Source organism: Shewanella sp. 4_MG-2023 (assembly GCF_030548015.1).
In the GTDB taxonomy this organism is placed as follows: Bacteria; Pseudomonadota; Gammaproteobacteria; order Enterobacterales; family Shewanellaceae; genus Shewanella.
Genome location: NZ_JAUORL010000006.1, coordinates 66,964 through 89,366, shown reverse-complemented (window position 1 = coordinate 89,366; position 22,403 = coordinate 66,964). Strand labels below are relative to the sequence as shown.

General features: G+C 40.0%; 22 protein-coding genes. 14 read left to right on the top strand and 8 right to left on the bottom strand.

Annotated features, from left to right (window positions below; translation table 11 throughout):
- Nucleotides 1-73: 73 nt before the first annotated feature.
- Together cdd and sbcB are read right to left on the bottom strand one after the other, a co-directional pair.
- Nucleotides 74-964, bottom strand: a complete 891-nt coding sequence (gene cdd / locus Q4546_RS04950; RefSeq protein WP_102476222.1) for a cytidine deaminase — start codon at nt 962-964, stop codon at nt 74-76.
- A gap of 42 nt (nt 965-1,006) precedes the next feature.
- Nucleotides 1,007-2,419 (bottom strand): exodeoxyribonuclease I, encoded by a 1,413-nt coding sequence (sbcB, locus tag Q4546_RS04945; RefSeq protein ID WP_102519660.1) that lies wholly within the window; start codon nt 2,417-2,419, stop codon nt 1,007-1,009.
- Nucleotides 2,420-2,702: 283 nt separating this feature from the next.
- Here sbcB and Q4546_RS04940 point away from each other — a divergent pair, with 283 nt between their 5' ends.
- The 3 genes from Q4546_RS04940 to Q4546_RS04930 all read left to right on the top strand — a co-directional run bounded on the left by Q4546_RS04940 (nt 2,703) and on the right by Q4546_RS04930 (nt 5,111).
- On the top strand, nt 2,703-3,542 hold the full coding sequence (locus Q4546_RS04940; protein ID WP_102438273.1) for a hypothetical protein: 840 nt from the start codon (nt 2,703-2,705) through the stop codon (nt 3,540-3,542).
- A 213-nt stretch (nt 3,543-3,755) separates the two neighbouring features.
- On the top strand, nt 3,756-4,625 hold the full coding sequence (rlmA, locus tag Q4546_RS04935) for a 23S rRNA (guanine(745)-N(1))-methyltransferase (RefSeq protein WP_102438271.1): 870 nt from the start codon (nt 3,756-3,758) through the stop codon (nt 4,623-4,625).
- A gap of 279 nt (nt 4,626-4,904) precedes the next feature.
- Nucleotides 4,905-5,111, top strand: a complete 207-nt coding sequence (locus Q4546_RS04930) for a cold-shock protein (protein WP_012155714.1) — start codon at nt 4,905-4,907, stop codon at nt 5,109-5,111.
- 698 nt (nt 5,112-5,809) lie between these two features.
- Here the strand turns inward: Q4546_RS04930 and Q4546_RS04925 are convergent.
- The 4 genes from Q4546_RS04925 to Q4546_RS04910 all read right to left on the bottom strand — a co-directional run bounded on the left by Q4546_RS04925 (nt 5,810) and on the right by Q4546_RS04910 (nt 9,284).
- Entirely contained in the window at nt 5,810-6,712 is a 903-nt protein-coding gene (locus tag Q4546_RS04925; protein WP_303445807.1) for an ABC transporter ATP-binding protein, read from the bottom strand.
- A complete protein-coding gene (locus Q4546_RS04920) occupies nt 6,709-7,542 on the bottom strand; it encodes an ABC transporter permease subunit (protein WP_102476226.1) in 834 nt (277 codons plus the stop codon). Before Q4546_RS04920 ends, Q4546_RS04925 begins: the two co-directional genes overlap by 4 nt.
- Nucleotides 7,543-7,712: 170 nt before the next feature.
- Nucleotides 7,713-8,372: a YceH family protein gene (locus Q4546_RS04915; RefSeq protein ID WP_303412589.1), complete on the bottom strand. Its 660-nt coding sequence runs from the start codon at nt 8,370-8,372 to the stop codon at nt 7,713-7,715.
- A gap of 78 nt (nt 8,373-8,450) precedes the next feature.
- Nucleotides 8,451-9,284, bottom strand: a complete 834-nt coding sequence (locus Q4546_RS04910; protein ID WP_102438265.1) for a S1 RNA-binding domain-containing protein — start codon at nt 9,282-9,284, stop codon at nt 8,451-8,453.
- A 498-nt stretch (nt 9,285-9,782) separates the two neighbouring features.
- On the opposite strand from Q4546_RS04910, the gene speE reads away from it, so the two are divergent.
- The 10 genes from speE to Q4546_RS04860 all read left to right on the top strand — a co-directional run bounded on the left by speE (nt 9,783) and on the right by Q4546_RS04860 (nt 18,830).
- On the top strand, nt 9,783-10,661 hold the full coding sequence (gene speE / locus Q4546_RS04905; RefSeq protein WP_198589280.1) for a polyamine aminopropyltransferase: 879 nt from the start codon (nt 9,783-9,785) through the stop codon (nt 10,659-10,661).
- 28 nt (nt 10,662-10,689) lie between these two features.
- Nucleotides 10,690-12,603, top strand: a complete 1,914-nt coding sequence (speA, locus tag Q4546_RS04900) for a biosynthetic arginine decarboxylase (RefSeq protein ID WP_303445806.1) — start codon at nt 10,690-10,692, stop codon at nt 12,601-12,603.
- Between the two features lie 50 nt (nt 12,604-12,653).
- Nucleotides 12,654-13,583: an adenosylmethionine decarboxylase gene (locus Q4546_RS04895; RefSeq protein ID WP_303445805.1), complete on the top strand. Its 930-nt coding sequence runs from the start codon at nt 12,654-12,656 to the stop codon at nt 13,581-13,583.
- A 30-nt stretch (nt 13,584-13,613) separates the two neighbouring features.
- Nucleotides 13,614-14,546 (top strand): agmatinase, encoded by a 933-nt coding sequence (gene speB, locus Q4546_RS04890; protein WP_102519666.1) that lies wholly within the window; start codon nt 13,614-13,616, stop codon nt 14,544-14,546.
- A gap of 207 nt (nt 14,547-14,753) precedes the next feature.
- Nucleotides 14,754-15,392 (top strand): pyridoxamine 5'-phosphate oxidase, encoded by a 639-nt coding sequence (gene pdxH / locus Q4546_RS04885; RefSeq protein ID WP_102438257.1) that lies wholly within the window; start codon nt 14,754-14,756, stop codon nt 15,390-15,392.
- A gap of 60 nt (nt 15,393-15,452) precedes the next feature.
- Nucleotides 15,453-15,902: a YaiI/YqxD family protein gene (locus Q4546_RS04880; RefSeq protein ID WP_102438255.1), complete on the top strand. Its 450-nt coding sequence runs from the start codon at nt 15,453-15,455 to the stop codon at nt 15,900-15,902.
- Nucleotides 15,903-16,033: 131 nt separating this feature from the next.
- The gene (locus Q4546_RS04875) at nt 16,034-16,609 is read left to right on the top strand and encodes a YceI family protein (RefSeq protein WP_076537515.1); all 576 of its coding nucleotides are present in this window, start codon (nt 16,034-16,036) and stop codon (nt 16,607-16,609) included.
- A 57-nt stretch (nt 16,610-16,666) separates the two neighbouring features.
- Nucleotides 16,667-17,017: a DUF3802 family protein gene (locus tag Q4546_RS04870; RefSeq protein WP_102438251.1), complete on the top strand. Its 351-nt coding sequence runs from the start codon at nt 16,667-16,669 to the stop codon at nt 17,015-17,017.
- A gap of 54 nt (nt 17,018-17,071) precedes the next feature.
- On the top strand, nt 17,072-17,950 hold the full coding sequence (locus Q4546_RS04865) for a RimK/LysX family protein (RefSeq protein ID WP_102438249.1): 879 nt from the start codon (nt 17,072-17,074) through the stop codon (nt 17,948-17,950).
- A gap of 163 nt (nt 17,951-18,113) precedes the next feature.
- Nucleotides 18,114-18,830: an RluA family pseudouridine synthase gene (locus tag Q4546_RS04860; RefSeq protein ID WP_303445804.1), complete on the top strand. Its 717-nt coding sequence runs from the start codon at nt 18,114-18,116 to the stop codon at nt 18,828-18,830.
- Between the two features lie 78 nt (nt 18,831-18,908).
- Here Q4546_RS04860 and hppD read toward each other — a convergent pair whose 3' ends face one another.
- Nucleotides 18,909-19,949 (bottom strand): 4-hydroxyphenylpyruvate dioxygenase, encoded by a 1,041-nt coding sequence (hppD, locus tag Q4546_RS04855; protein WP_102438245.1) that lies wholly within the window; start codon nt 19,947-19,949, stop codon nt 18,909-18,911.
- A 72-nt stretch (nt 19,950-20,021) separates the two neighbouring features.
- A complete protein-coding gene (locus Q4546_RS04850) occupies nt 20,022-21,182 on the bottom strand; it encodes a homogentisate 1,2-dioxygenase (RefSeq protein ID WP_102476230.1) in 1,161 nt (386 codons plus the stop codon).
- 248 nt (nt 21,183-21,430) lie between these two features.
- Here Q4546_RS04850 and Q4546_RS04845 point away from each other — a divergent pair, with 248 nt between their 5' ends.
- The gene (locus Q4546_RS04845; protein ID WP_102476231.1) at nt 21,431-22,363 is read left to right on the top strand and encodes a LysR family transcriptional regulator; all 933 of its coding nucleotides are present in this window, start codon (nt 21,431-21,433) and stop codon (nt 22,361-22,363) included.
- Nucleotides 22,364-22,403: the final 40 nt, after the last annotated feature.

The following is a 22,403-nucleotide window of genomic DNA, read 5'->3' as shown; positions in this document are numbered from 1 at the left end:
TTTTAAAATTGAGTGGCTTAAATATAGTGGTTTAAATTTAGTCACTTAGATTTAGTCACTTAGATTTAATAAGTTAACTTGGGTCAACCACGATATGTTCAAGTTCTATGGCGCACACCGCTTGCAAGGTATCCATAGTCGCATTGACTAAGCTTATCTTGCCCTTTGATGACTCAATGAGCACAACGCGGTTGATATCACTGTATTCACGGTTATGGCGAATTAAATTAGATAGCGCCATTTGCATTGGCATCATAGATGGGTTGAATGCCGCATTTTCAGCATAACGTCCACAATAGGTTTTGCCGTCTTTGGTTTCTAGTACCACTGCAGCATAATTATTGGTATAAGGCGCATAGCTTAGGCCTGCTTGATCTATGGCTTCAATTATCATGGGATCATCAGAGCTTAAACTAAACTCAATGTTACTTTTTGATAATAAAGGTTTTGTCACCTGCAAATCAGCAGGGCCAAAGGCATAGGGTAAATAATGACTAAGTAACTGTGATTGCTGACCTGGCAAGTGAATTTTAATACCAATGCCGTCGACCAATTCATTGATAAACTGACGACAATGACCGCAAGGGGTAAAGTTGACAACAATATCAATAATTTTTTGCTCGCCATTGAGCCATGCATGGCTTATCGCGCTTTGCTCGGCATGGACGGTATGAAATAGAGCTTCAGAAGCTAATTCAAAATTGGCTCCCATATAGATATCACCACTTTCACCCTTGGCGATTGCGCCGACATAAAATTCACTAATACTTGGCTTGGCGAGGGCGGCAGCAATTGGCAACAAGCTCAGTAGTAATTGCTCTTCATCTATTTGCGATGCTGTGACGAGCTGAGCTAATTGGCTTGCATCAATATGGCCACAAAAATCGTCATTAAGTAATGGTATTAATGCGCTTGCCAGTGGCTTGGGTAGTTGGGTGATGCTATCAATAAAGCGATTTTGCATGACCAATTCCTTTATAAAATGATTAATGACTAAAAGCTTGCGTTATAAGGCTTGTAAATACATACACAGTGCTTTTAGTAATTTCTGCTTATGTTCATTGTCGCTGGTTTCTTCCAACAAGTTTTCGAGATTAATCACATAATCGGCATCTGATAAACGTTGTTGGCAAAACTCTCGCCATCTTAATGACTCATCGTGGCTTAATGTTTCTGGGTAATTACGGCCACGATAGCGAAATAGCATCTGCTCAATGCGGGGATCGTCAAATTCTAGATTAAGCGCGGCTAAGTTTTCGGCTTTGGTATTGCGGATCATTTCCATTTTGGCTTTATCGGCGCGGCTAAAAAAACCGCCGCTATAAAGCATTAAATCAGGATCTGTCGCTGCAGGGTGATTATTCGCCTCGAATACCGCCTGCATTTTTTCTCGTAGCTCAGGGTGCTGTTTGAACAGTTTGTATTGCTGACGGGCAAAGTCCATATCAAATTGGTGCCTTGCTGCCACTTCTTCAGTTAGTAACTTAGGCGTACCAATAAATGGACATTTATTGACGTGGATTTGCTTTAACGGGATCGGTAATTCATCTGGGGCTAAATCGGCACGTGAGGTATACATGCGCTCGACGATATCTTCTACCGATAAGTCGATCAGTGGGCTAATATCCATTGCCAAATTAATACAAATCATGGCGTTTTTATTGGATGGATGCGGCGCAACAGGCGCGATTAAAGTGACACATCCTTTAGCTGCACTGATTTTAGAACTCACATGTACCAAAGGCTGCATAAAGTCGCCTTGGATTAATTCGGCAACTTTATTTTTATTACGAAGGTTAAAGTAATAATCATATAACTTAGGTTGTTTCTCTTTGATGAGTTTTGCAATGGCAATGGTGGCGTAAACATCACTCATAGCATCATGAGCTTGTTCATGACTTAAGCCATTAGCTTGGGTTAACTGTTCTAATTTAAAGCTTGGCGAGCCATCTTCTTTTAATGGCCAGTTGATGCCTTCTGGTCTAAAGGCATAACAGGCTCTGACTAAATCAATGATATCCCAGCGAGTGTTGCCGTTTTGCCATTCACGGGCATAAGGGTCAATGAAATTACGGTAAAAACCATAACGGCTAACTTCATCATCAAATCTTAGTGAGTTGTAGCCAACGACACAGGTATTGGGCTGGCTGAAAATGGTATTAATGCGCCCCATAAACTCTGATTCAACCATGCCTTTTAAATTGGCTAATTGCGGCGTGATCCCTGTAACAAGTATTGCTTCTGGTTTAGGAAGATAATCAGTTGCTTGCTTGCAATAAAAGTTTTCAGGCTCACCAATGATGTTTAAATCATAATCAGTACGGATGCCTGCAAACTGAGAAGGGCGATCTTTTGCTGGGCTTACCCCGAAGGTTTCGTAATCGTGCCAGAAGAGAGTAGGTTGTAAAGCGCTTGCCATAATTAACTATTGTCCTATAACTCATGTTTTGCCATCTTAGCACTGTTAATTACGAATGTTTACCTGTGGTAACTTGTTTGGCTGGATTTTAACTCTAGCATCGAGCATTTTTGCTGGTTTAAGGGACGTTTGAGCAAATTATTCAACCTTGTTGATGGTATGAAAACCGCTTTGTCATTAAAGCTGAATTATGTAAAAAGCACTTAATTTTATAGGCTTAAGTATTAATTGGTGACGCAAATCATTTTGCTGGTTACAATTTAAAAAAATCAGAGGTAAGTACATGTATAACCATTTATTAAGTCAGCCCGTTAAATATGAAGTGGATCAGCATCAGACTTTACATCTTAGCCTACCTGATGAAGTAAGTGATTTTGCGATATTACCGGCATTGAGCCAGCCTATTGCTGAGGTCATAGTAAAAGAGCTGAAGTTTAATAATGCGAATGTGCTGCAAGGTGCGACTATCATTTTAACTTGTCAGCCACTTTTTAAGGTGTCTGTTCAAGAGCAAGTCAATACGATTGTAGATAATGATCACAATCTCATTAGCCAGCTAAAACGTGGCGTAGGCCAAGGCTTTCGTTTGTATACTCGCTCAGGTGTCGCACCGAAAAAATCCGCGACCATGTTAAGGCAGGGAACCACATTAGTCTTTTCATTTGCTGAAGCTCTACAAATTAAGGTAAAAGGGCAGCTTGGTGATGCCATCAAACTTGAAGATGATTTTAGACTTAATCAAGAACCTAAAGCATTAATGCATGCAAGGGCGATATTAGCCCGCAGCTTTAACTATGAAGACGCGCCGGCAACCATTGCGATAAATATGAGTGAGATCGAACAAGTGCGAGCTGAAATAACCGCTTATTTGTCATCAGAGCATAATAAGGTTAACGCAGTGATTGCCGCTCAGCTGATAAAGTTAGATAATCTACTCAGTCATAAACACCGCTGGTTACTCAGAACTTATAGTCAATCGCAGCAGCGCACTAATTTTGCTACTGCAGCCAATGAGTTATCAAAAAATGTTGAAGATCTTCAGCGTAAACTTGAATGCTTTAGCTTGCTTGCTCCGGCGGATGTTAGCCAAATGGTTGATAAATTAACTGAAGAACATGAGTAGTTATTTGCTACAGCGGATCAATCGACACTATTTGTAAGTAACTGCATTGTAAGTAACTGCATTGTAAGTAACTGCATTATAAGTAACCGAGACTATTTTTGAGTTTTCGGTGCTATTTATATTAGTTGTAGTCTTAACTAATCTCTAAATATAACTTAAATCACAAGCTAGAATTCAACTTAATCACCTTTTTCATTTCTATAGAGTTATGTCATGCAATATATTTGTCCAATCTGCCAAACAGAGTTATCACTGCACCAAAAATCATGGCATTGTCAAAATCGTCATCAATTTGATTGCGCTAAAGAGGGCTATGTGAACCTGCTTCCAGTGCAGAAGAAAAACTCCAAAGACCCCGGTGATAATAAAGACATGATGCTAGCGCGCCGAGAATTTCTGAACCAAGGCTATTATGAAAAGCTCAGTGAGAAAGTGAATCAGCTCGCGGTTAAGTATGCTGCTAATGCACAATGCGTGCTTGATATCGGTTGTGGTGAGGGGTATTACAGTAACAGGCTTCATAGCGCTTTAAATGAAAATAGCGCCTTAAATGCAAGCAATAATTCGCTTGTTACCGTCCCAAAAGCCAATGTTGAACAAACATGTCACTTACAAGGGTTAGATATCTCAAAGTCTGCGATACGTTACGCCTCTAAACGTTATCCACAAATGGACTTTTGTGTTGCTAGCGCTTATGAGATGCCGTTTTCAGCGTCAGCGTTTGATTTGGCTATTCGTATTTATGCACCGTCAAAAGTAGAAGAGTTGCAACGGGTACTTAAAAAAGGGGCTATTTTAATTACCGTAGCACCTGGGCCAATGCACCATTTTGCAATGAAAAAAATTATTTACAGTGAGCCCAAACCCCATGATGAAGCCAAAGCGCAGATTGAGGGCTTTAGCTGCTTACATCAGGAGCGATTACAGTATCGGCTTGAGTTATCTAAAGTCGTTGATATTGAAAACTTTTTGAATATGACTCCCTATGCATGGAAATTAACAGCTGAGCAAAAGGCTGAAATTTCAAATCAAGGGCTTAGCTGCGAGTTAGACTTTAGTATCGAAATTCACATCCGTAATTGATTTGTCATATAGAACTGGTATTTTACTATTTGAATCTGATATTTAGTTGTGAATTTTGTTAGTCCGAGCACTGAATATTGTTGTTGTAGCATCTATATCAAATTATATAGCGATTTAGTTGACATACCCGCAAAAAGGTTCATAATCTATCGGGCTTGAAGGTTGGGCTTAGTTTATGTGTTTCAATACGACCAGTTTCGTCCTGTGAACATAAGTAAAACCGGCATTTTCAGCTCTACTGCCGTTAAGGCTTTAATTTATATATACAGGATTTATATCATGTCTCAAGTTACTGGTGTTGTTAAGTGGTTCAACTCTGATAAAGGTTTCGGATTTATCGAGCAAGAGTCTGGTCCAGACGTATTCGTTCACTTCCGTGCTATCAACTCAGACGGTTTCAAAACTCTTGACGAAGGTCAAAAAGTACAGTTCACTGTTACTCAAGGACAAAAAGGTCCTCAAGCTGAGAACGTTACTGTAGTTTAATTATTTCTAGCTTCGGCTAGTATAATTAATAAAGCTGTAGTCTTTGACTACAGTTTTTTTTTGCTTTTTTTAACTATCCTTTGTTTAAATACCTTTATTTCAATAACTTAGGTTGATAAGTTGTTTTAACCCTTGTTGTTGCAGTATGCTCTGCTAGTTTAGATGTTGATTTGGTGACTCTCTCTTTAGTTGCATTCCATCAGCTTAGAAGCATCAATTCACTCCATTTTTTGCCTCGCTTTTATCTGCATCTGAAATACTTTTACTATTTATTTACTGTGATTGCTATTTCGTTACTGCCGATTTCTTAGTGTTTTCCCAGTCTGTTTCTCACTCTATTTTCGTTATTTGAACCTTGGATTTTGGGCGTTATAGCCACCTATGGAAATCTACAATTTGCTGATTTGTCCTAGTCAGCCAGTTTCAGCTGTATGTTTTCTTATGTTGATTTGATTTAGCTAATTGCAAAATGTATACGCTTCTATCAGGTTTACTAAGCAGATAAAGTCATCGTTCAATGTTGTTTTTACAGTTAAAAAATCGACATTTTTATTTTGGGAGCAAGTGCAGATTAAGAGCGATTTGAAATTATTGAGGGTGCTAGGTGTGACGGGGGTCACGTTTTTGTTAATTGCTTTTAAAAATTAAAACCCAGCAATAATTGCTGGGTTTGTTAGATTTAATCAACTTAATGCTGCTTAATTTGAAAACAGTGTTTCTTCTAAGCTTCGTCCTTTCATCATTGCTTTATATTGCCATCCTTGCTCGGTAAATAATGTTAGTAATGACAACTCTAAGCTAAAGCTTACATCTATACGGTGCTCAATAATTATTTGCTCATCGTTGTTAATTTTCACATTGAGGATATTAGGCAGTAAACGCACCTTATCACTTAGTGCACTAATGTCTGCTTGCTGCATCGTCAAGGTTAAAAAGGCGGTTTCAGCATCAGCTTTCATTGACACCGATTGTTGTAGCTGACCGTTCTCTAAATAGACAACTTGATCGCACAGTTTTTCAAGCTCTTCTAAATTATGGGAGCTAATAACAAAAGTCGTTTCTACTGATAAGTCTTTTACTATTTGACGGATTTTTTTTGCGTTAACAGGATCAAGCCCTGCAGTGGGTTCATCAAGTAATACCAGTTTAGGCGAACCTATCAGCGCTTGAGCGATCGAAACTCGTTTACTCATTCCATGACTGAGGCTTTTAGGTAACATTTGCGCTGAGCTAGTTAAGTCAACTAATTCAAGCACTCTAAGTGCTTCTTGCTTAGCTTTCTTACCTGACATACCTTGTAATTTACCAAAAAAAGTAAGTTGCGACACTATACTAAAGTTGGGGTCTAACGCGGCGTCTTGTGGTAAAGCTGAGATAATATTTTGTAATTTAGCACTGCCTGGCTTTTCCCCAAAAATGCTTATTTCACCATTACTGGGATGAATAAAACCACAAAGTAAGCTAAAAAGGGTAGTTTTGCCGGCGCCATTAGGGCCTACAAGCGCGATAGGCGCACCAGCATCAAGTGACAGATTGATATTAGATAGCGCCACTTTATTGCCATATTGCTTAGAAATATTAGTACAGGTAATTAACTTCATAGTGCACTCCTTTGCATGTAAATTCGGCCAAGTGCAAGGATAACTATGGCTTGAATGATTGGGATCGGGGCGTAAATAAGCGAGCCAAGACCCTGAGTATTAATCATTAAAGATAACTGTGAACCCGGCAATACCCAGCTAATGAACGAAACTGCAGGTAGCTGACTATTAATAATGGCTATGACGATACCGCTGAGTGCCCAAAGGATTACCGCATAAATGCTGGCCATTCTGGCAGAGTTGGCGTACCAAGATAACACTGCCATCACTGCGGTATAGGGTAAAAGGACGATAGTGATACTCAAGAATACCGCAAAGCCGCTAATTACTGCATCGCCAAGTAAACTGGCATCACGACTTATTACCATCACAAGAGTGGCGATAATGGTCAGTAGTAATAGGCTTGATTGAATAAGCATTTGCCCTAAAAAACGGCCAAAGAAAATACTGTCTCTACTGACTCTGAGGCTTAAAAATCGGAATGATCCTCTTTGTTTATCAGAACTAAATTGATCTGCAGTAATGAAAATACTGAAAAAAGGAAACAGATATAAAGCAATACACCAAAACACTGCAAATTCAGCCACAGACCAATTAAATAATTGATCTAAGGTGCCAGGGCCGTATAGACCTTGGACCAAGTCTTTGGTTGCGGGTTCGAGTAGGTAGCTAGAGGCACTATTAACTGGGTATAAAAGGATAATCGCCCAGATCAAGGAAAAGGCGATTAATGCTGCAATGCCTTTGGTATTGGTAAAACGTTTACTGACCTCATAGGAGGCAATGAGCCATAATTGGCGTATTGCTGAAGGTCTTTGAGTTGAATCCATTTAGTATCAATCCTTGCAAATACAATAATATTTTAGTCATCATACTTTATCGCTACTATTTATCAGATTAATTTTTGTTAAATTACCGGCAAGCTGTGCTCAACAGTGTTGTTTGCTGAGCACGCAGTATAAAAAGTGGCTTGAGTGTAGATGCTTATTTATTAACAGTGTTAGTTTAATAATTGCTCGAGTTCTTGAAGGCGCTGAGTTAACTCACTGACTTGGGTTTCAAGTTGCTCCACTCTAGCGGCTAAGGCTTGTTTATCTGCTGCTGATGGCGTGCTTGCAACACTGGCATCGAATGATGTTGTGCCTTGTTCAAGGTATTGCTTATCAGAAAATAATTGTGCGTAACGATTATCACGACGGCCAGCTTCGCGGGGCAATTGGACGATTAACGGCTCTTCACGGCTGGCTAGCGCTTGTAATGTGGATTCGACTTGCTGAGGCGTTTCAAAAGCATGTAGTCGATTACAGCGGGTTTTGAGCTCACCGGGCGTTTGTGGCCCACGTAGCAGCATCACAATTATCACTGCAAGTTGATCACTACTAAGCTGTAAGTCACTGAACTCGGTATTACAAAAACGATGCTTGTATTTTACCACTCGACTGCCAAAACCTGACTGCTCACTGATAAGTCGCTTCTTGGCTAAATCATCAATAATGGTTTGTACTTCAGTCTCGCTTAATGCCATGACGGGTTCACGACTACTTTTTTGGTTACAGGCAAGGGTGATTGAATTGATTGAAAGCGGGTATTGCTCAGGGGTAGTAATTTCTTTTTCTAATAAACAGCCAATAATGCGGGCTTCCAGATTGCTAAGTTCCATAAATTACTCCAAATAAAAAAGCATGGTTTGTTATAACAGAACCATGCTTTTTATCAAATAATTTGGCTATTTAGGCTGCTATTTAAGTAATCTAATGCCGTCAGCTTCAATGCTAATTTGTTTCGCTTTGAATAAACCGCCAATGCTGCGTTTGAAGGCTTTTTTGCTCATGGCGAGTTGCTCGTAAATAATCGCTGAATCAGTTTTGTCATTTAATGGTAAAAAACCACCTGCGCGGTGCAGTTTATTAATAATGGTTTCAGCATTTTTATCAAAGCTTTGTTGGCTGTCTTTTTGTAAAATTAAATCCACTTTGCCATCTTCACGAACTAGCTTGATATAGCCTTTGATTGATTGACCAAAGCTTAGGCGTTGGAATACTTCATTTTGATAAAGCACGCCCCAATGGGCATTATTAATAATGGCTTTGAAACCTAAATCAGTGGTGCCACCAATGATTAAGTCAACTTCTTCACCCACTTGATATTCAGCAGGTGTCTTGTCTAAAAACTTATCGACTTTTGCTGATGCCATAATGCGTTCATCGGCTCTATTGGCATGAACATAAACTAGGTATGACTTACCTTCTTCAATGTGTCGATGCTGCTCACCAAAAGGCAGTAATAAATCTTTATCTAAGCCCCAATCTAAAAATGCGCCAAAAGGACCAGTAGCAATGGCCTCTAAATAAGCAAATTCACCCACTTGTGCATAAGGTGTTTGGGTGGTCGCAATAACAATATCTTCAGAATCGAGATAAAGAAAAACATCTACCATATCGCCGACTTGACAGCCTTTAGGGGCAAATTTATTGGGTAACAGCACTTGCCCAAGTTCTTCAGCATTTAGGTAAACGCCAAAATTAACTTGTTTAACGACCTCTAGGGAGTATTTCTTTCCGATCTGTATCATTCGCGACTCTGGTTAACTTAGGTTATGAAAAAACAGTTTGATTATATACGCAATCAGCTTGCTTGTAACTTGGGTTTCTAAACAAACTCATTGAAGTTAATTTTAGGTGATGACGATCATCTATACTGTCAGATAACATGCTATTGCTATTGGTTAGTAAGTTTTTGTTATTTAACAAAAAAAACATCATCAATTTGCAGTGGCTAAATATTAAGATATTTTTATATTAAAATGGATTTTTCTTGCTTGCATTTAACCGGTTAGCAGGGTTTAATTGCGCCGCTTTTTTATTTGCACTTTTCAAGTTTCTGTTGTGTCATAACCGTGAGACTGTTTGCTATGTTTATGGCTAGCGCACAGCAGGTATTGAGGCTTGATTGTTTGCTATTAACTGAGTCGTTCATGACCACATCGTTTTGGTCGCTTTGTATGACTCTTTTTGCTCACTTATTTCTACGTGGTGTTATTACAAAAATAACCACGTTGGACTTTTATAACATGATAAACAAATCAGATATTTATTACGAAACATTGCACGCTGGCTATGGTCAGTATTTTGAGGTTGAGCAGGTTTTGTTTGAACAAAAAACACAGCAGTGGCATTTAAGTATTTTTGAAAATAAAACATTTGGCCGTGTTATGGCGTTAAATGGTGCGATTCAAACCACTGAAAAAGATGAATTTGTTTATCATGAAATGATGACTCATGTACCTATTATTGCCCATGGTAAAGCCAAACGAGTACTCATTATTGGTGGCGGCGATGGCGGTATGCTAAGGCAAGTGCTTAAACATAGCGCGATTGAGCAGGTTACTATGGTTGAGATCGATGCTAATGTGGTTGAGATGTGTAAAACCTATTTCCCGCAGCATTCTCAAGGTGCGTTTGAAGACCCAAGAGTAAACTTGGTCATTGATGATGGCATGCATTTTATTGCCCAGTGCCAAGACAAGTTTGATGTGATTATCTCTGATTGCACTGATCCGGTGGGGCCTGGTGAAGTACTGTTTAGTTCACCATTTTATGAAAATTGTAAACGCTGCTTAACTGAGCAGGGGATTTTTGTGGCCCAAAACGGTGTGGCTTTTTTACAGCCTGAAGAAATACAAGATACGGTTCGTAGAATGAGCCCTTATGTAAAAGACTGCTGGTTTTACACTGCAGCAGTACCGACTTATATTGGTGGCACCATGGCATTTGCGTGGGCTACCGATAATGTGTGTGCCAGACAGCAAGATTTAGCAACATTAACCCAACGGTTCGAGACGGCAAACATTAATACTCGTTATTATACGCCTGCTCTTCATATGGCAAGTTTTGCATTGCCAGCTTTTGTAGAAAATGCAGTCAAAAGTGCGCAAGTAACCACTGCATAATTTGCTTGATATAGACGGAATAAAAAATATGAAAGATTGGTCTATCGAAAATGCACGTGCAAGCTATAACGTGACTCATTGGAGCCAGCAGTATTTTGGTATTGCAGATGATGGCGAAGTGACTGTTACTCCAGATCCATCCAAACAAAACTGTACCATTGGCTTAAATGAACTCGCCAAAGATATGGTTAAAGCTGGGGTGTCGTTACCTGTATTAGTGCGTTTTCCGCAAATTTTGCATCGCCGAGTTGAAAACTTATGTGATGCGTTTAATGCCGCTATACAAAAATACGAGTATCAGAATGACTATTTATTAGTTTATCCGATCAAAGTGAATCAACAGCAAACCGTAGTTGAAGAAATTCTTGCCAGTCAAAAGTCTAAAGAAGTGCCACAACTTGGCCTTGAAGCAGGTAGTAAACCTGAATTAATGGCGGTACTGGCGATGGCGCAAAAAGCCAGCTCAGTTATTGTTTGTAACGGCTATAAAGATAAAGAGTATGTTCGCTTAGCCTTAATTGGTGAAAAGCTAGGTCATAAAGTTTATATCGTCATTGAGAAGTATTCAGAGCTTAAACTAATTCTCGAAGAGTCAGCAAAACTTGGAGTGACACCACGTTTAGGTTTACGTACCCGTTTAGCTTTCCAAGGTAAAGGCAAGTGGCAAGCCAGTGGCGGCGAAAAATCCAAATTTGGTTTATCTGCAGCTCAAGTACTAAAAGTGCTCAATGAGTTAAAGCGCGTCGATAAGATGGAATCATTGCAACTTATCCATTTCCACTTAGGTTCGCAAATTGCCAATATTCGCGATATTCGCCAAGGTGTGAGTGAAGCCGCACGTTTTTATTGTGAATTACGTGAAATGGGCGCCTTGATTGATACTTTCGATGTCGGTGGTGGTTTAGCCGTAGATTATGATGGTACCCGAAGCCAAAGTAATAACTCGATGAATTACGGCTTAGCTGAGTACGCTAACAATATCGTTAATGTGTTAACCGATATTTGTAATGAATACGACCAACCTATGCCACGAATTATTTCAGAATCAGGTCGCCATTTAACCGCGCATCATGCCGTGTTAATTACTGATGTGATTGGCACCGAGTCATACTATCCTGAAGAGATCCATCCGCCTGAAGAGAGTGCGCCGCAGTTACTGCACAACATGTGGATGTCATGGACGGATATGAGTGAGCGCCCAGATAGCCGCGCCATTATCGAAATTTATCATGATACGCAAAGTGATATTGCTGAAGCGCATTCATTATTCTCAATGGGTCAATTGACCTTAATGCAGCGCGCTTGGGCTGAGCAAACCAATTTACGTGTTTGTCATGCACTTAAAAGCTTATTAAGTAATAATAACCGTTTCCATCGCCCTATTATTGATGAGTTGAATGAAAAATTAGCAGATAAGTTCTTTGTTAACTTTTCATTATTTCAATCAATTCCAGATGCTTGGGGGATTGATCAGGTGTTCCCAATATTGCCGTTAAGCGGTTTAGATAAGCCACCTGAAAGACGCGCGGTCATGCTTGATATTACCTGTGATTCAGACGGTATTGTTGATCAATATGTTGATGGCCAAGGCATTGAAACGACGTTACCTGTGCCTGCATGGTCAGCTGAAAGTCCATATTTGATTGGCTTTTTCATGGTCGGTGCTTATCAAGAAATTTTAGGTGATATGCATAACTTATTTGGTGATACCAATTCTGCGGTTGTGCGTGTAGAAGACAATGGCTTACCTAATATTGAGTCTGTGTTGGCTGGCGATACCGTTGCTGATGTGCTGCGTTATGTCAATCTTGATGCAGTTGCATTTATGCGTACCTATGAAGAGCTTGTGAATCAGCATATTACTGAAGATGAAAGAGCATCAATTTTGGAAGAGTTACAGTTAGGTCTAAAAGGTTATACCTATTTAGAAGATTTCTCGTAAAAGTGTTTTTGCGGCGCGGATAATGCGCGCCGCTGTTTTAGGTTTAATTTATGTTTTTTGAAGGTTCAGAAAAGAAAATTGAAGTCATCATTGCTGACTCCAATGTTAGATTACGGCATTTGGGCCAGCCTTTTTGGGCTGGTATCGTTGCTTGTGCCAATGCTGAAATTTTATCTTCAGTGAGTAATGATTATTGCGACGCCTACTTGCTTAGCGAGTCGAGCTTATTTGTTTGGGATGATCGCTTTGTGATGCTAACGTGCGGCACGACAACCCTTGCTGATGCGGTTATGTCATTTATCGACCACGTTGGGGAGCAAGCAATTGCTTTTGCCAGTTACCAGCGTAAAAACGAGTATTTGTCGCATTTACAATCAAGTTCATTTAAAGAAGATTTGACTAAAATTCGTCAAACAGTAACCGGAAATGCCTATCGCATTGGTCACTTAGACTCGCATCATCATTATTTGTTCAGTACTAAAAAGCCATTTATTGCGCCAACAACTGACGTCACTAGTGAACTATTGATGTATCACATTAATGGCGCTGCAGCGAATTATTTACGTGGCGTAGATCAGTCTGCACAGGGTATTCGTGACTTGCTTGAATTGTCGGTGCTATTTCCTGATTTTATTATTGATGACTTTTTATTTGAGCCTTTTGGTTATTCCATCAATGGCATCAAAGATGAGTCCTATTTCACCATTCATATCACCCCGCAAGAAAAAAGCTCCTATGTGAGCTTTGAAACGAATCTCAATCTTGCAGATTATCCTGTTGATGTTTATGGCAAGTTATTGGGCATTCTCAACCCTGGTAGCTGGGATGTGATTGGCTTTAACTCCCCGAGAAATACTCAGGGGTTCCCTGAACATCTATGTTTAGGAAGTTGCTCATTAGCTACTGAGCAAGGCTATACCATTGATTTCAGTCATTATCAGCAGCTTTGTCATGAAGTGTTGATCCCAGAATATTTGTAGTTATTGGCTTAAGCCATTACGGAGATTTTTATGAGCACTTTTGCTGAAAAAGCAGATTACTCTTTGTATTCAAATGCATTTGGCTACTTACGTCAGCCATTAGATTTTAAACCCACTGAAACCGATGCCGATGTGGTGGTTATTGGTTTGCCTTTCGATATGGCCACCACGGGTCGCTCTGGTGGCCGCATGGGCCCTGAAGCCATTCGCCGTGCATCAGTCAACCTTGCGTGGGAAGAAACTCGTTGGCCATGGGATTTCAGCTTAAGCGAAACCATCAATATTGTTGATGCTGGCGACTTAGTGTTTGATTGTGGCGATCAAGAAGATTTCACCAGCCGTTTAGAAGCGTTTGCCACCCGTATTCTTGATGCAGATAAAGCACTACTCAGTTTTGGTGGCGATCACTTTGTGACTTTACCACTGCTGCGTGCTCATCATAAAAAGTACGGCAAAATGGCTTTGCTGCATTTTGATGCACATACCGATACATATAGCCAAGGCAGTAAATACGACCATGGCACTATGTTTTATCATGCGCCTAATGAAGGTTTAATTGCGCCTGAAAATTCAATTCAGATTGGTATTCGTACTGAATTTAATGCCGCCGATCATCTATTTAAAGTGATTGATGCTGCACAGGCCAATGATTTAACTGCTGAACAAATTGTCGAACAAATTAAAGCGAGAGTGGGCGATATGCCGCTTTATGTGACCTTTGATATTGATTGTTTAGATCCTGCTTACGCGCCAGGTACTGGTACGCCAGTTTGTGGTGGCTTAACCAGTGATAAAGCGATGAAGATCATCCGCGGCTTACGTGGCATGAACATAGTTGGTATGGACGTAGTTGAAGTAGCACCAGCCTATGATTCTGCTGATATTACCGCTTTAGCAGGGGCAACCTTAGGGCTGGAAATGCTCCACGTTTGGGCTGCAGGCAAAGGTTTAGTAAAAAAATAGTCGCAAATTAGTCTTAAATTAACGACTAAACACTTTAAATGCTCCTTTATAAAACCAACGTTCATCGTTGGTTTTTTTTTATCGGAAATGAATTGTTTTTCAATGCTGATAATATTTGTCAATATTGTCATGATCATATATCAGTGTTCGTGAGTATAATGGCAACATATACAAAGACAGTTGCATCTAACGAGGTTTAGCAAAGATATGAATGATTTAACAGATATCCGCCGTGAATATACTCAAGGTGGTTTAAGGCGCAATGATCTCCCTGCTAATCCAATGACGTTATTTGAAACTTGGATTGAGCAAGCCAAAGACGCGCAATTAACCGATCCAACCGCTATGTGCGTAGCCACTGTTGATGAGCATGGGCAACCTTTCCAACGAATTGTGCTATTAAAAAAGTTTGATGATGATGGCTTTGTTTTCTTCACCAATCTAGAAAGCCGTAAAGCCACTCAATTGGCTCACAATGCCAAAATCAGTTTGTTGTTCCCATGGCATCCATTAGAGCGCCAAGTCGCCGTCACTGGCGTGGCAGAGCCGTTATCCATGCTTGAAGTGACTAAGTACTTTATGAGCCGCCCTAAAGACAGTCAAATAGCTGCATGGGTGTCAAAACAGTCCAGTAAAATTAGCGCAAGACAAGCCCTTGAAGGTAAATTTAATGAGATGAAGAATAAATTTGCCAAAGGTGAAGTGCCGTTGCCAAAGTTTTGGGGCGGTTACCGCGTAAAAGCTGACAGTATTGAGTTTTGGCAAGGTGGCGAGCGCCGCTTGCATGACCGTTTTATTTATCAAAAACAAGATAGCGATTGGCTTATCGATAGACTTGCGCCTTGATAAACGGCTTAAATTGCGTGCAAGTTTGATGTGTACTGATAAAAATTGACGAGAAAATGAATGAGTAAAACAATTTGGGTTGATGCCGACGCCTGTCCTAATCCGGTTAAAGAAATGCTATTTCGCGCCGCCGACCGCAAAAAAGTGCCATTGATATTAGTGGCCAATCAACTGATCCGCGTGCCAGCATCGGCTAATATTTCTGTGGTCAGAGTCAGCTCAGGTTTTGATGAAGCTGATAATTACATTGTTAAGCAATTAAATAGTGGTGATTTAGTTATTACCGGTGATATTCCGTTAGCGGCAGATGCCATTGAAAAAGGCGCCGTGGTGTTTAATCCCCGCGGTGATATCTATACCGTTGATAACATAAAACAACGTTTGACCATGAGAGATTTTATGGAAGAGCTAAGAAGCAGCGGCGTGCATACTGCAGGGCCCAATAGTTTTTCACAAGCCGATAAACACGCTTTTGGGCAAGCATTAGATAAATGGTTGAGTCGCTTGTAAAAATTTCTTGAGTCGTTGTATAGAGCAAGGTTTCACCCTTACCGGAATCATGGTGATAATAATAGCGTTCCAGCCAGTTAAGAAAATTTAATCTATAATTTAACTGTTTTTATTCACAAAAAGGATTAATGATGAAAAAATGGATCGCAGTATTACCATTAGTATTACTCAGCACCTCAGTGTTGGCCGCAGATTGGCAAGTGAAACAAGCGCATTCAAAAGTGAGCTTCATTTCAATTAAACAAGCCGATGTTGCTGAAGTACATGATTTTAAACAAGTCAGTGGTAATTTGACCTCAGCAGGGGCCTTTAACTTAACGATTGATTTGGTCAGTGTTGATACCGGTATTGAAATACGTGATGAACGCATGCAGGCCATGTTATTTGAAGTGGCTAAATATCCGCAACTACAGTTAAGTTCGATGGTTAATCCACAACTCGTGGCTGATTTGAGTGTTGGCTCAACGTTAGTGACCCAAATTGATGGCACAATTGAGTTACATGGTAAAACCAAGAAACAATCATTTGATGTGTTGATCGCGAAACTATCAGACACAAAAATGGTGGTGACCAGTATGTCTCCGGTAATTGTGCAAGCGGCAGATTTTGGTTTAACTGATGGGGTTAACAAGTTACGAGAAATCGCTGGCCTTGGCAGTATAAGCTTAGCGGTACCCGTGTCGTTTGTATTAACGTTATCGCAATAATACGTTTAGTGGCTTTTGTGTGAATTGAATGCAAAAGCCACCTCATTAAGGTAAGTAATGGTCACAGATAAAGACGGTTATATTCATCTAATTCAATATTTAACTGAACATTTAGGCCTATTTGAAAAGTCTGAAGCCAGCAGCATTAACAATCAAACGGTTTTAGAATTATTTGAAGATCAGTTATCAGCCCAAATCATCATGGTATGTGGTCAAAACCCCAAGCTTTCATTTGAACAAAGAAATGACATCATTCGAGAAATTGATGCCATTGTTTATGATCTTGAAGAAATTCTCGCCAGTGTCGCTAAGCATAATGCTACGGCGGAGCAGAGTATTTTTATCACTGAGTTCTCAGGGCTTATTAAGAACTTATTCGATAAAGAAATCGAGCAACTTCTCAGATAAACCTATTTTTAACGTCATTATTTTAATTATTTATATTCATTATTAGGAACCTGCATGTTTAAATCTCTTGTTGGTGCAATGCTATTCATTTGTATGTCTTTTTCATCAGTGGCGGCTGAAAAACAAGTGTTGGGGCAAACTGAAATGATGTCAGTGAGCCAAGGCGGCATTGTATTTGAGGCTCGTATGGATACTGGAGCGGTAAACTCTTCATTGCATGCACTTAATATAAAGGTGTTAGGCGGCAGTGCAAAGAAAATGAAGGATAATGTGGGTAAAACCGTTTCGTTTACCACAGAAAACGAAAAGGGTCAGCAGCAGCAAGTTAGTGCCAAAATTGTTGGTACTTCGACCGTCAGTAACTCCCAAGGCACTGAAACCCGCTACGCGGTTAAGTTACCTATAACATTCGGTGACAGCACCCGTACGGTAAAGGTTAATCTTCGTAATCGTGCCTCCATGGATTATAAATTACTCATAGGTCGCAATTGGTTAAAAGGTAAATATGTGGTTGATGTTTCAGAGCAAAAACTAATTGGCCCTACTGCAGACATTAGCATTGTAGAGTCAGGGTTAATATTTGATACCCGCATTGATACCGGCGCCGTTGAGAATTCATTACACGCTACTAACCTGCATATTATTGGTGAAGACAAAAGCAACATGGAGAACAATGTCGGTAAAGATGTCACTTTTACCACCATGAACGAGAAGGGTGAAAAAGCACAGGTCACAGCTCGAATTCATAGCACTTCCTTAATCCGTAATGCACAAGGCAGTGAAATCCGTTATATGGTGACCTTGACGCTAGGTGAACCTGGCCAAGAGTTCAAAGTTGATGTTAATTTACGTGATCGCAGTAAAATGACCTATAAATTGCTTATTGGACGTAATTGGCTGCAAGGCCACTATATTGTCGATGTGGACATGTAAACCTGTTTACAGATTCAATACCGTTCAGTTGAGCGGTTTTTTTTGTCGATATTATTTAAACGATTAGCGTTAAGTTGTTATTTTTACATCAGCATTTAGTGTAACGCTTGTATCTATCATAAACTTCAAACTTAACCCTTGCCCCCTCAAAAAAAAGGCCAGCATGTCTGAATTTATTGCACCGCCGTGTTCAGAACACATCACTATTTTGTATCAAGATGAGCATTTATTACTGATAAATAAGCCTAGCGGTTTACTGAGTTTATCGGGTAAGAACCCGCTTAATAAAGACTCTGTTCATTACCGTTTAGTGCAGGACTTTCCCAATGCGACATTAGTCCATCGACTCGATTTTGGTACCTCAGGGATCATGCTGGTGGCGTTAAATAAAACCATTAATGGCTTACTGACCAAACAATTTCAAAATAAAACTGTGAGTAAAACCTACAGTGCGATTTTGTTCGGCCATGTTTTTGGGCTGCAGCAACATGATAAAGAAATTGGCTATATTGATGCGCCAATTGCTAAAGATGTTGATAATTTTCCGTTTATGAAGATTTGCCATGAAAAGGGCAAACCATCACAGAGTCAATTTGAAGTGATAGAGCGGTTAGAGATAGAGTCAGTTCATTTACAAGAAGCGATACCAATAACTAAAGTGAAATTTGTGCCTATTACCGGTAGAACACATCAGTTACGGCTGCACAGTCACTATGTTAAGAATCCTATTTTGGGCTGTGATTTATATAAAAATGCCACTTCAGAGGCGCTTGCAGAAGAAGTCTTTGGCCCACGACTATTATTACATGCCCAAAGGCTGCGTTTTCAGCACCCAGTAACTCATGAAATGATTGATATGGTGTGTGAAGCACCGTTTTAGCATTCCAGTAAAATTCAGATATGAAAAAGCCAGCAGTTAAGCTGGCTTTGTTTACAAATTAAAACTGCTGAACAGGCTTTAAAGCACACCGCGTTTCATTTGATCACGCTCAATTGATTCAAATAGCGCTTTAAAGTTACCTTCACCAAAGCCTAGGTTGTTCTTACGCTGAATAATTTCAATGAAGATTGGCCCAAACAGGTTTTTAGTGAAAATTTGTAATAGGTAACCATCGTCATCACCATCAACTAAAATTTGGTGATGCTTGATGCGATCTCTATCTTCAGTGACTTGTGGTAGCTTGTCAAAAATAGTGTCGTAATACTCAGGAATAATATCCAGCGTTTTAATTGCGGTACCTTCCATTGCATCTAAAGAGCCAACAATATCACGGCTTCTAAAGGCTAAATGCTGAACCCCTGGGCCATTATATTCACCTAAATATTCATCAATTTGGTTCTTGTCATTGCCTTTACCTTCATTAATCGGAATACAGAAGCTGCCATCAGGTGAACGCAGGGCGTAAGATACAAGCGCAGTTTGTGAACCACTAATATCAAAATAACGCACTTCAGTGAAACCAAAAATATCTTTATAAAAGTTGGCCCATTTTTCCATGGTGCCTTTATAAACATTGTTGGTCAGGTGATCGACTTCCATAAAGCCTTTTTCTTCTACAATAATAGGTTCAGCTAAATCTTCAAAATCATTAGCATAAATATTATTGTCAGTGCCAAATACATCGATGAAGTAAATTAAGCTATCACCAATACCGTAAATAGCAGGGTAAGGCATATCTTTAGCCGTATCATCAGCCGGTTTTGCGCCGCGCGCTACAGCTTCAGTGTAAGCAAATTGTGCATCTTCAACACGCCAGCCCATAGAACAAATAGCGGGGCCATGAGACTTAGCAAATTCAGCTGAGAAGCCTTGCTTAGATTTGTTCAATAAGAAGTTGATATCGTTTTGTTGGTAGTAAACGATATCGCTATGTTTAGCTTGTTTAAGCATTGAAAAACCAAAGTCGACAAACACTTGATGCATAAAATCAGTATCAGGACTGGCAAATTCAGTAAATTCAATACCTAGTAGTCCAAGTGGGTTTGTTTCGCTAGCCATGGTGTTTTCCTTAATAATTATCTTTATTTTTCATCACTCTGTGGTGATGTGTAATAGGGATGCTGTTGGTGATTAATCTTCAATCCAAGAGCGGTTGTAATCATCACTCATGCAGTTTTTGACATGGGTGGTTAAATTAAGTGGCGCAAAGGTATCAACCATTACGGCATATTCGTAAGTTTCGGTTTTGCCGATAGAGGCTTCGGTGCGCCCAGGTTGTGGCCCATGTGGCACGCCTTTTTGATGCAAGGTCATGTAACCAGCTTCAATACCTGTGCGGCTCATAAAGTCACCGTCAACGTAATACAGCACTTCGTCGCTATCGATGTTGTTGTGGTAATAAGGCGCTGGAATTGATTCTGGGTGGAAGTCATAGGGACGCGGTACAAAGTTACATATCACAAAATTGTTAGCCGTAAACACGATATGGTCAGAAGGCGGTAAATGAATTTTTCCTACTTTAGGTGCATATTCGGTGATATTAAATGCCCAAGGATAAACGCAGCCATCCCAGCCCACTAAATCAAATGGATGCCACTCTAAGGTGGTGAGTTGATACTTATCGCCAAACTTGCTGACTAAAGGAAACTCACCTTTTTCAACGGTAGCATCAGTAAGTTCAGGGGTGCGAATATCACGTTCACAATATGGCGCTGACTCCAGCATTTGCCCATAGTCATTTCTAAAATGTTTGGGTACTTCAACCATTGAGTTTGATTCAATAACGAATAAGCGTACATTACTGTAATCATTAAACTTGAGCTGGTAAGTCGTGCCTCTCGGAATGATTAAGTAATCCCATTGCTTAACTTGAAGTTGACCATATTCACTTAACAGCGTTCCTTCACCTTGGTGGACAAAGACCACTTCATCAGCATAGGCATTACGGTAAAACTCAGCCGTATCTTCAGTGACTTTGGCTGTGTACATGGCCACATCACTGTTATAAAAAATCTTGTTACGGGCACTGAAAAAGTTGCCGCTGCAATCAGCTTGGCGCGAATCGAGTTTGTAGTTTTGGATTAACGAGTCTTGCCACTCGTCGCCGTGCTCAAGAGCATAGGGAGCCACCGCTAATGCCTTAGTCGGCATATTATGGTGATATTTATTGGAGTAAATATTGGCAAAGCCGTGAGTAGAAAACAGTTCTTCACGGTAAAGCTCGCCAGAGTCTTTTTTAAAAGCGATATGGCGTTTAGAAGGTATTTGTCCTTGTTGAACATAAACCGGCATCGTAACTCCTCAACTCTTATTCGTTTGGTTGTCGTTATTGAGCTTCATTAATCTGCTTTGTTAATGTTTTTCTAGCGCAGCGTTAATAAACTATTTGTGATCTAGTTAACAATTTAGTTGCTAGGATGGACAAAAAAAAGAATAATAAACCACTTAACTTAATCTAATTTTTAGATGGTTAATAAAAGTTTACATAAGTGTCACGACTGCAGAACACTTAAAGGCAGAATAGGGACATGGAGGCTTAAATGAAAATCGATGTAGAAGCATTTAATGTGCTACAAGTACTTGTTGAAGAAGGAAGTTTTGCTAAAGCCTCTGAGCGGCTACACAAAGCGCAATCAGCAGTAAGTTATCAAGTAAAAAAACTCGAGCAACACCTAGGGGTGACTTTATTTAATCGGTCTCAATATCGGGCTGAATTAACCCCAGAAGGCAAAGTGATTTTGGCTGAAGGCCAACGGTTACTGCAACATTTAGCCAATATTGAACATTTAGCCAGTCGTTTTAGCGAAGGTTGGGAGCCAAAGCTTGAATTGGTGATTGACGGCGCGCTGCCAATGGAGCCTATCATGACAGCGTTAAAGCGCATGTCTGAGCATAATATTCCTACCAAGATACAACTTAACATGGAATTTTTAGGCGGCGTTCAACATCGTTTTGAGCGAGATAAAGCCGATTTAATGCTGGTTAAGGATTACCTTGCAGGGCCTTATTTTTCTGCCCAACAACTGCCACCAGTGACCAGTTTATTGGTTTGCTCATCGCAGCATCCTCTTGCTGAGTTATCCGGTGTTACCCTGACTGATCTGCAGCAACATGTAGAATTAACCATTGAAGACTCATCGCCGCAAAAACTACACCGAGACGAGTTACAGTTTGGCGGCGACAAAGTGTTTTACTTATCAGGCTTTATTATGAAGAAAAATGCCTTACTAAAAGGGCTAGGTTTTGGCTGGATGCCGGAGTTTCTTATTAATGATGAGCTTACGGGCAAGAATTTAGCCATAGTAGATTTTGTTGGTGGCCATAGATTTAGATTTACCCCGCAGTTAGTATCTACCCTAGAAAGGCCACTTGGGCGGGCGGGGCGATTATTTACTGAGTTAATTTCAGAAGAATTTGCAACTTTTAATCAATCAACTAATGATCAAAAAATTAGTCATTCGGCCATTGGTTAGTTATGGATTGCATAAGTATTATCGTTTTACTGTTAAGGAT

What these genes read in the sequence shown, in the direction of transcription:
- Q4546_RS04845 (WP_102476231.1), top strand. Translation starts at nt 21,431, where the DNA reads ATGAAAATCGATGTAGAAGCATTTAATGTGCTACAAGTACTTGTTGAA.
- Q4546_RS04930 (WP_012155714.1), top strand. Translation starts at nt 4,905, where the DNA reads ATGTCTCAAGTTACTGGTGTTGTTAAGTGGTTCAACTCTGATAAAGGT.
- Q4546_RS04870 (WP_102438251.1), top strand. Translation starts at nt 16,667, where the DNA reads ATGGTCACAGATAAAGACGGTTATATTCATCTAATTCAATATTTAACT.
- Q4546_RS04880 (WP_102438255.1), top strand. Translation starts at nt 15,453, where the DNA reads ATGAGTAAAACAATTTGGGTTGATGCCGACGCCTGTCCTAATCCGGTT.
- cdd (WP_102476222.1), bottom strand. Translation starts at nt 964, where the DNA reads ATGCAAAATCGCTTTATTGATAGCATCACCCAACTACCCAAGCCACTG.
- Q4546_RS04895 (WP_303445805.1), top strand. Translation starts at nt 12,654, where the DNA reads ATGTTTTTTGAAGGTTCAGAAAAGAAAATTGAAGTCATCATTGCTGAC.
- sbcB (WP_102519660.1), bottom strand. Translation starts at nt 2,419, where the DNA reads ATGGCAAGCGCTTTACAACCTACTCTCTTCTGGCACGATTACGAAACC.
- pdxH (WP_102438257.1), top strand. Translation starts at nt 14,754, where the DNA reads ATGAATGATTTAACAGATATCCGCCGTGAATATACTCAAGGTGGTTTA.
- Q4546_RS04875 (WP_076537515.1), top strand. Translation starts at nt 16,034, where the DNA reads ATGAAAAAATGGATCGCAGTATTACCATTAGTATTACTCAGCACCTCA.
- speA (WP_303445806.1), top strand. Translation starts at nt 10,690, where the DNA reads ATGAAAGATTGGTCTATCGAAAATGCACGTGCAAGCTATAACGTGACT.
- rlmA (WP_102438271.1), top strand. Translation starts at nt 3,756, where the DNA reads ATGCAATATATTTGTCCAATCTGCCAAACAGAGTTATCACTGCACCAA.
- Q4546_RS04860 (WP_303445804.1), top strand. Translation starts at nt 18,114, where the DNA reads ATGTCTGAATTTATTGCACCGCCGTGTTCAGAACACATCACTATTTTG.
- Q4546_RS04920 (WP_102476226.1), bottom strand. Translation starts at nt 7,542, where the DNA reads ATGGATTCAACTCAAAGACCTTCAGCAATACGCCAATTATGGCTCATT.
- Q4546_RS04940 (WP_102438273.1), top strand. Translation starts at nt 2,703, where the DNA reads ATGTATAACCATTTATTAAGTCAGCCCGTTAAATATGAAGTGGATCAG.
- speB (WP_102519666.1), top strand. Translation starts at nt 13,614, where the DNA reads ATGAGCACTTTTGCTGAAAAAGCAGATTACTCTTTGTATTCAAATGCA.
- Q4546_RS04915 (WP_303412589.1), bottom strand. Translation starts at nt 8,372, where the DNA reads ATGGAACTTAGCAATCTGGAAGCCCGCATTATTGGCTGTTTATTAGAA.
- Q4546_RS04865 (WP_102438249.1), top strand. Translation starts at nt 17,072, where the DNA reads ATGTTTAAATCTCTTGTTGGTGCAATGCTATTCATTTGTATGTCTTTT.
- Q4546_RS04850 (WP_102476230.1), bottom strand. Translation starts at nt 21,182, where the DNA reads ATGCCGGTTTATGTTCAACAAGGACAAATACCTTCTAAACGCCATATC.
- speE (WP_198589280.1), top strand. Translation starts at nt 9,783, where the DNA reads ATGATAAACAAATCAGATATTTATTACGAAACATTGCACGCTGGCTAT.
- hppD (WP_102438245.1), bottom strand. Translation starts at nt 19,949, where the DNA reads ATGGCTAGCGAAACAAACCCACTTGGACTACTAGGTATTGAATTTACT.
- Q4546_RS04910 (WP_102438265.1), bottom strand. Translation starts at nt 9,284, where the DNA reads ATGATACAGATCGGAAAGAAATACTCCCTAGAGGTCGTTAAACAAGTT.
- Q4546_RS04925 (WP_303445807.1), bottom strand. Translation starts at nt 6,712, where the DNA reads ATGAAGTTAATTACCTGTACTAATATTTCTAAGCAATATGGCAATAAA.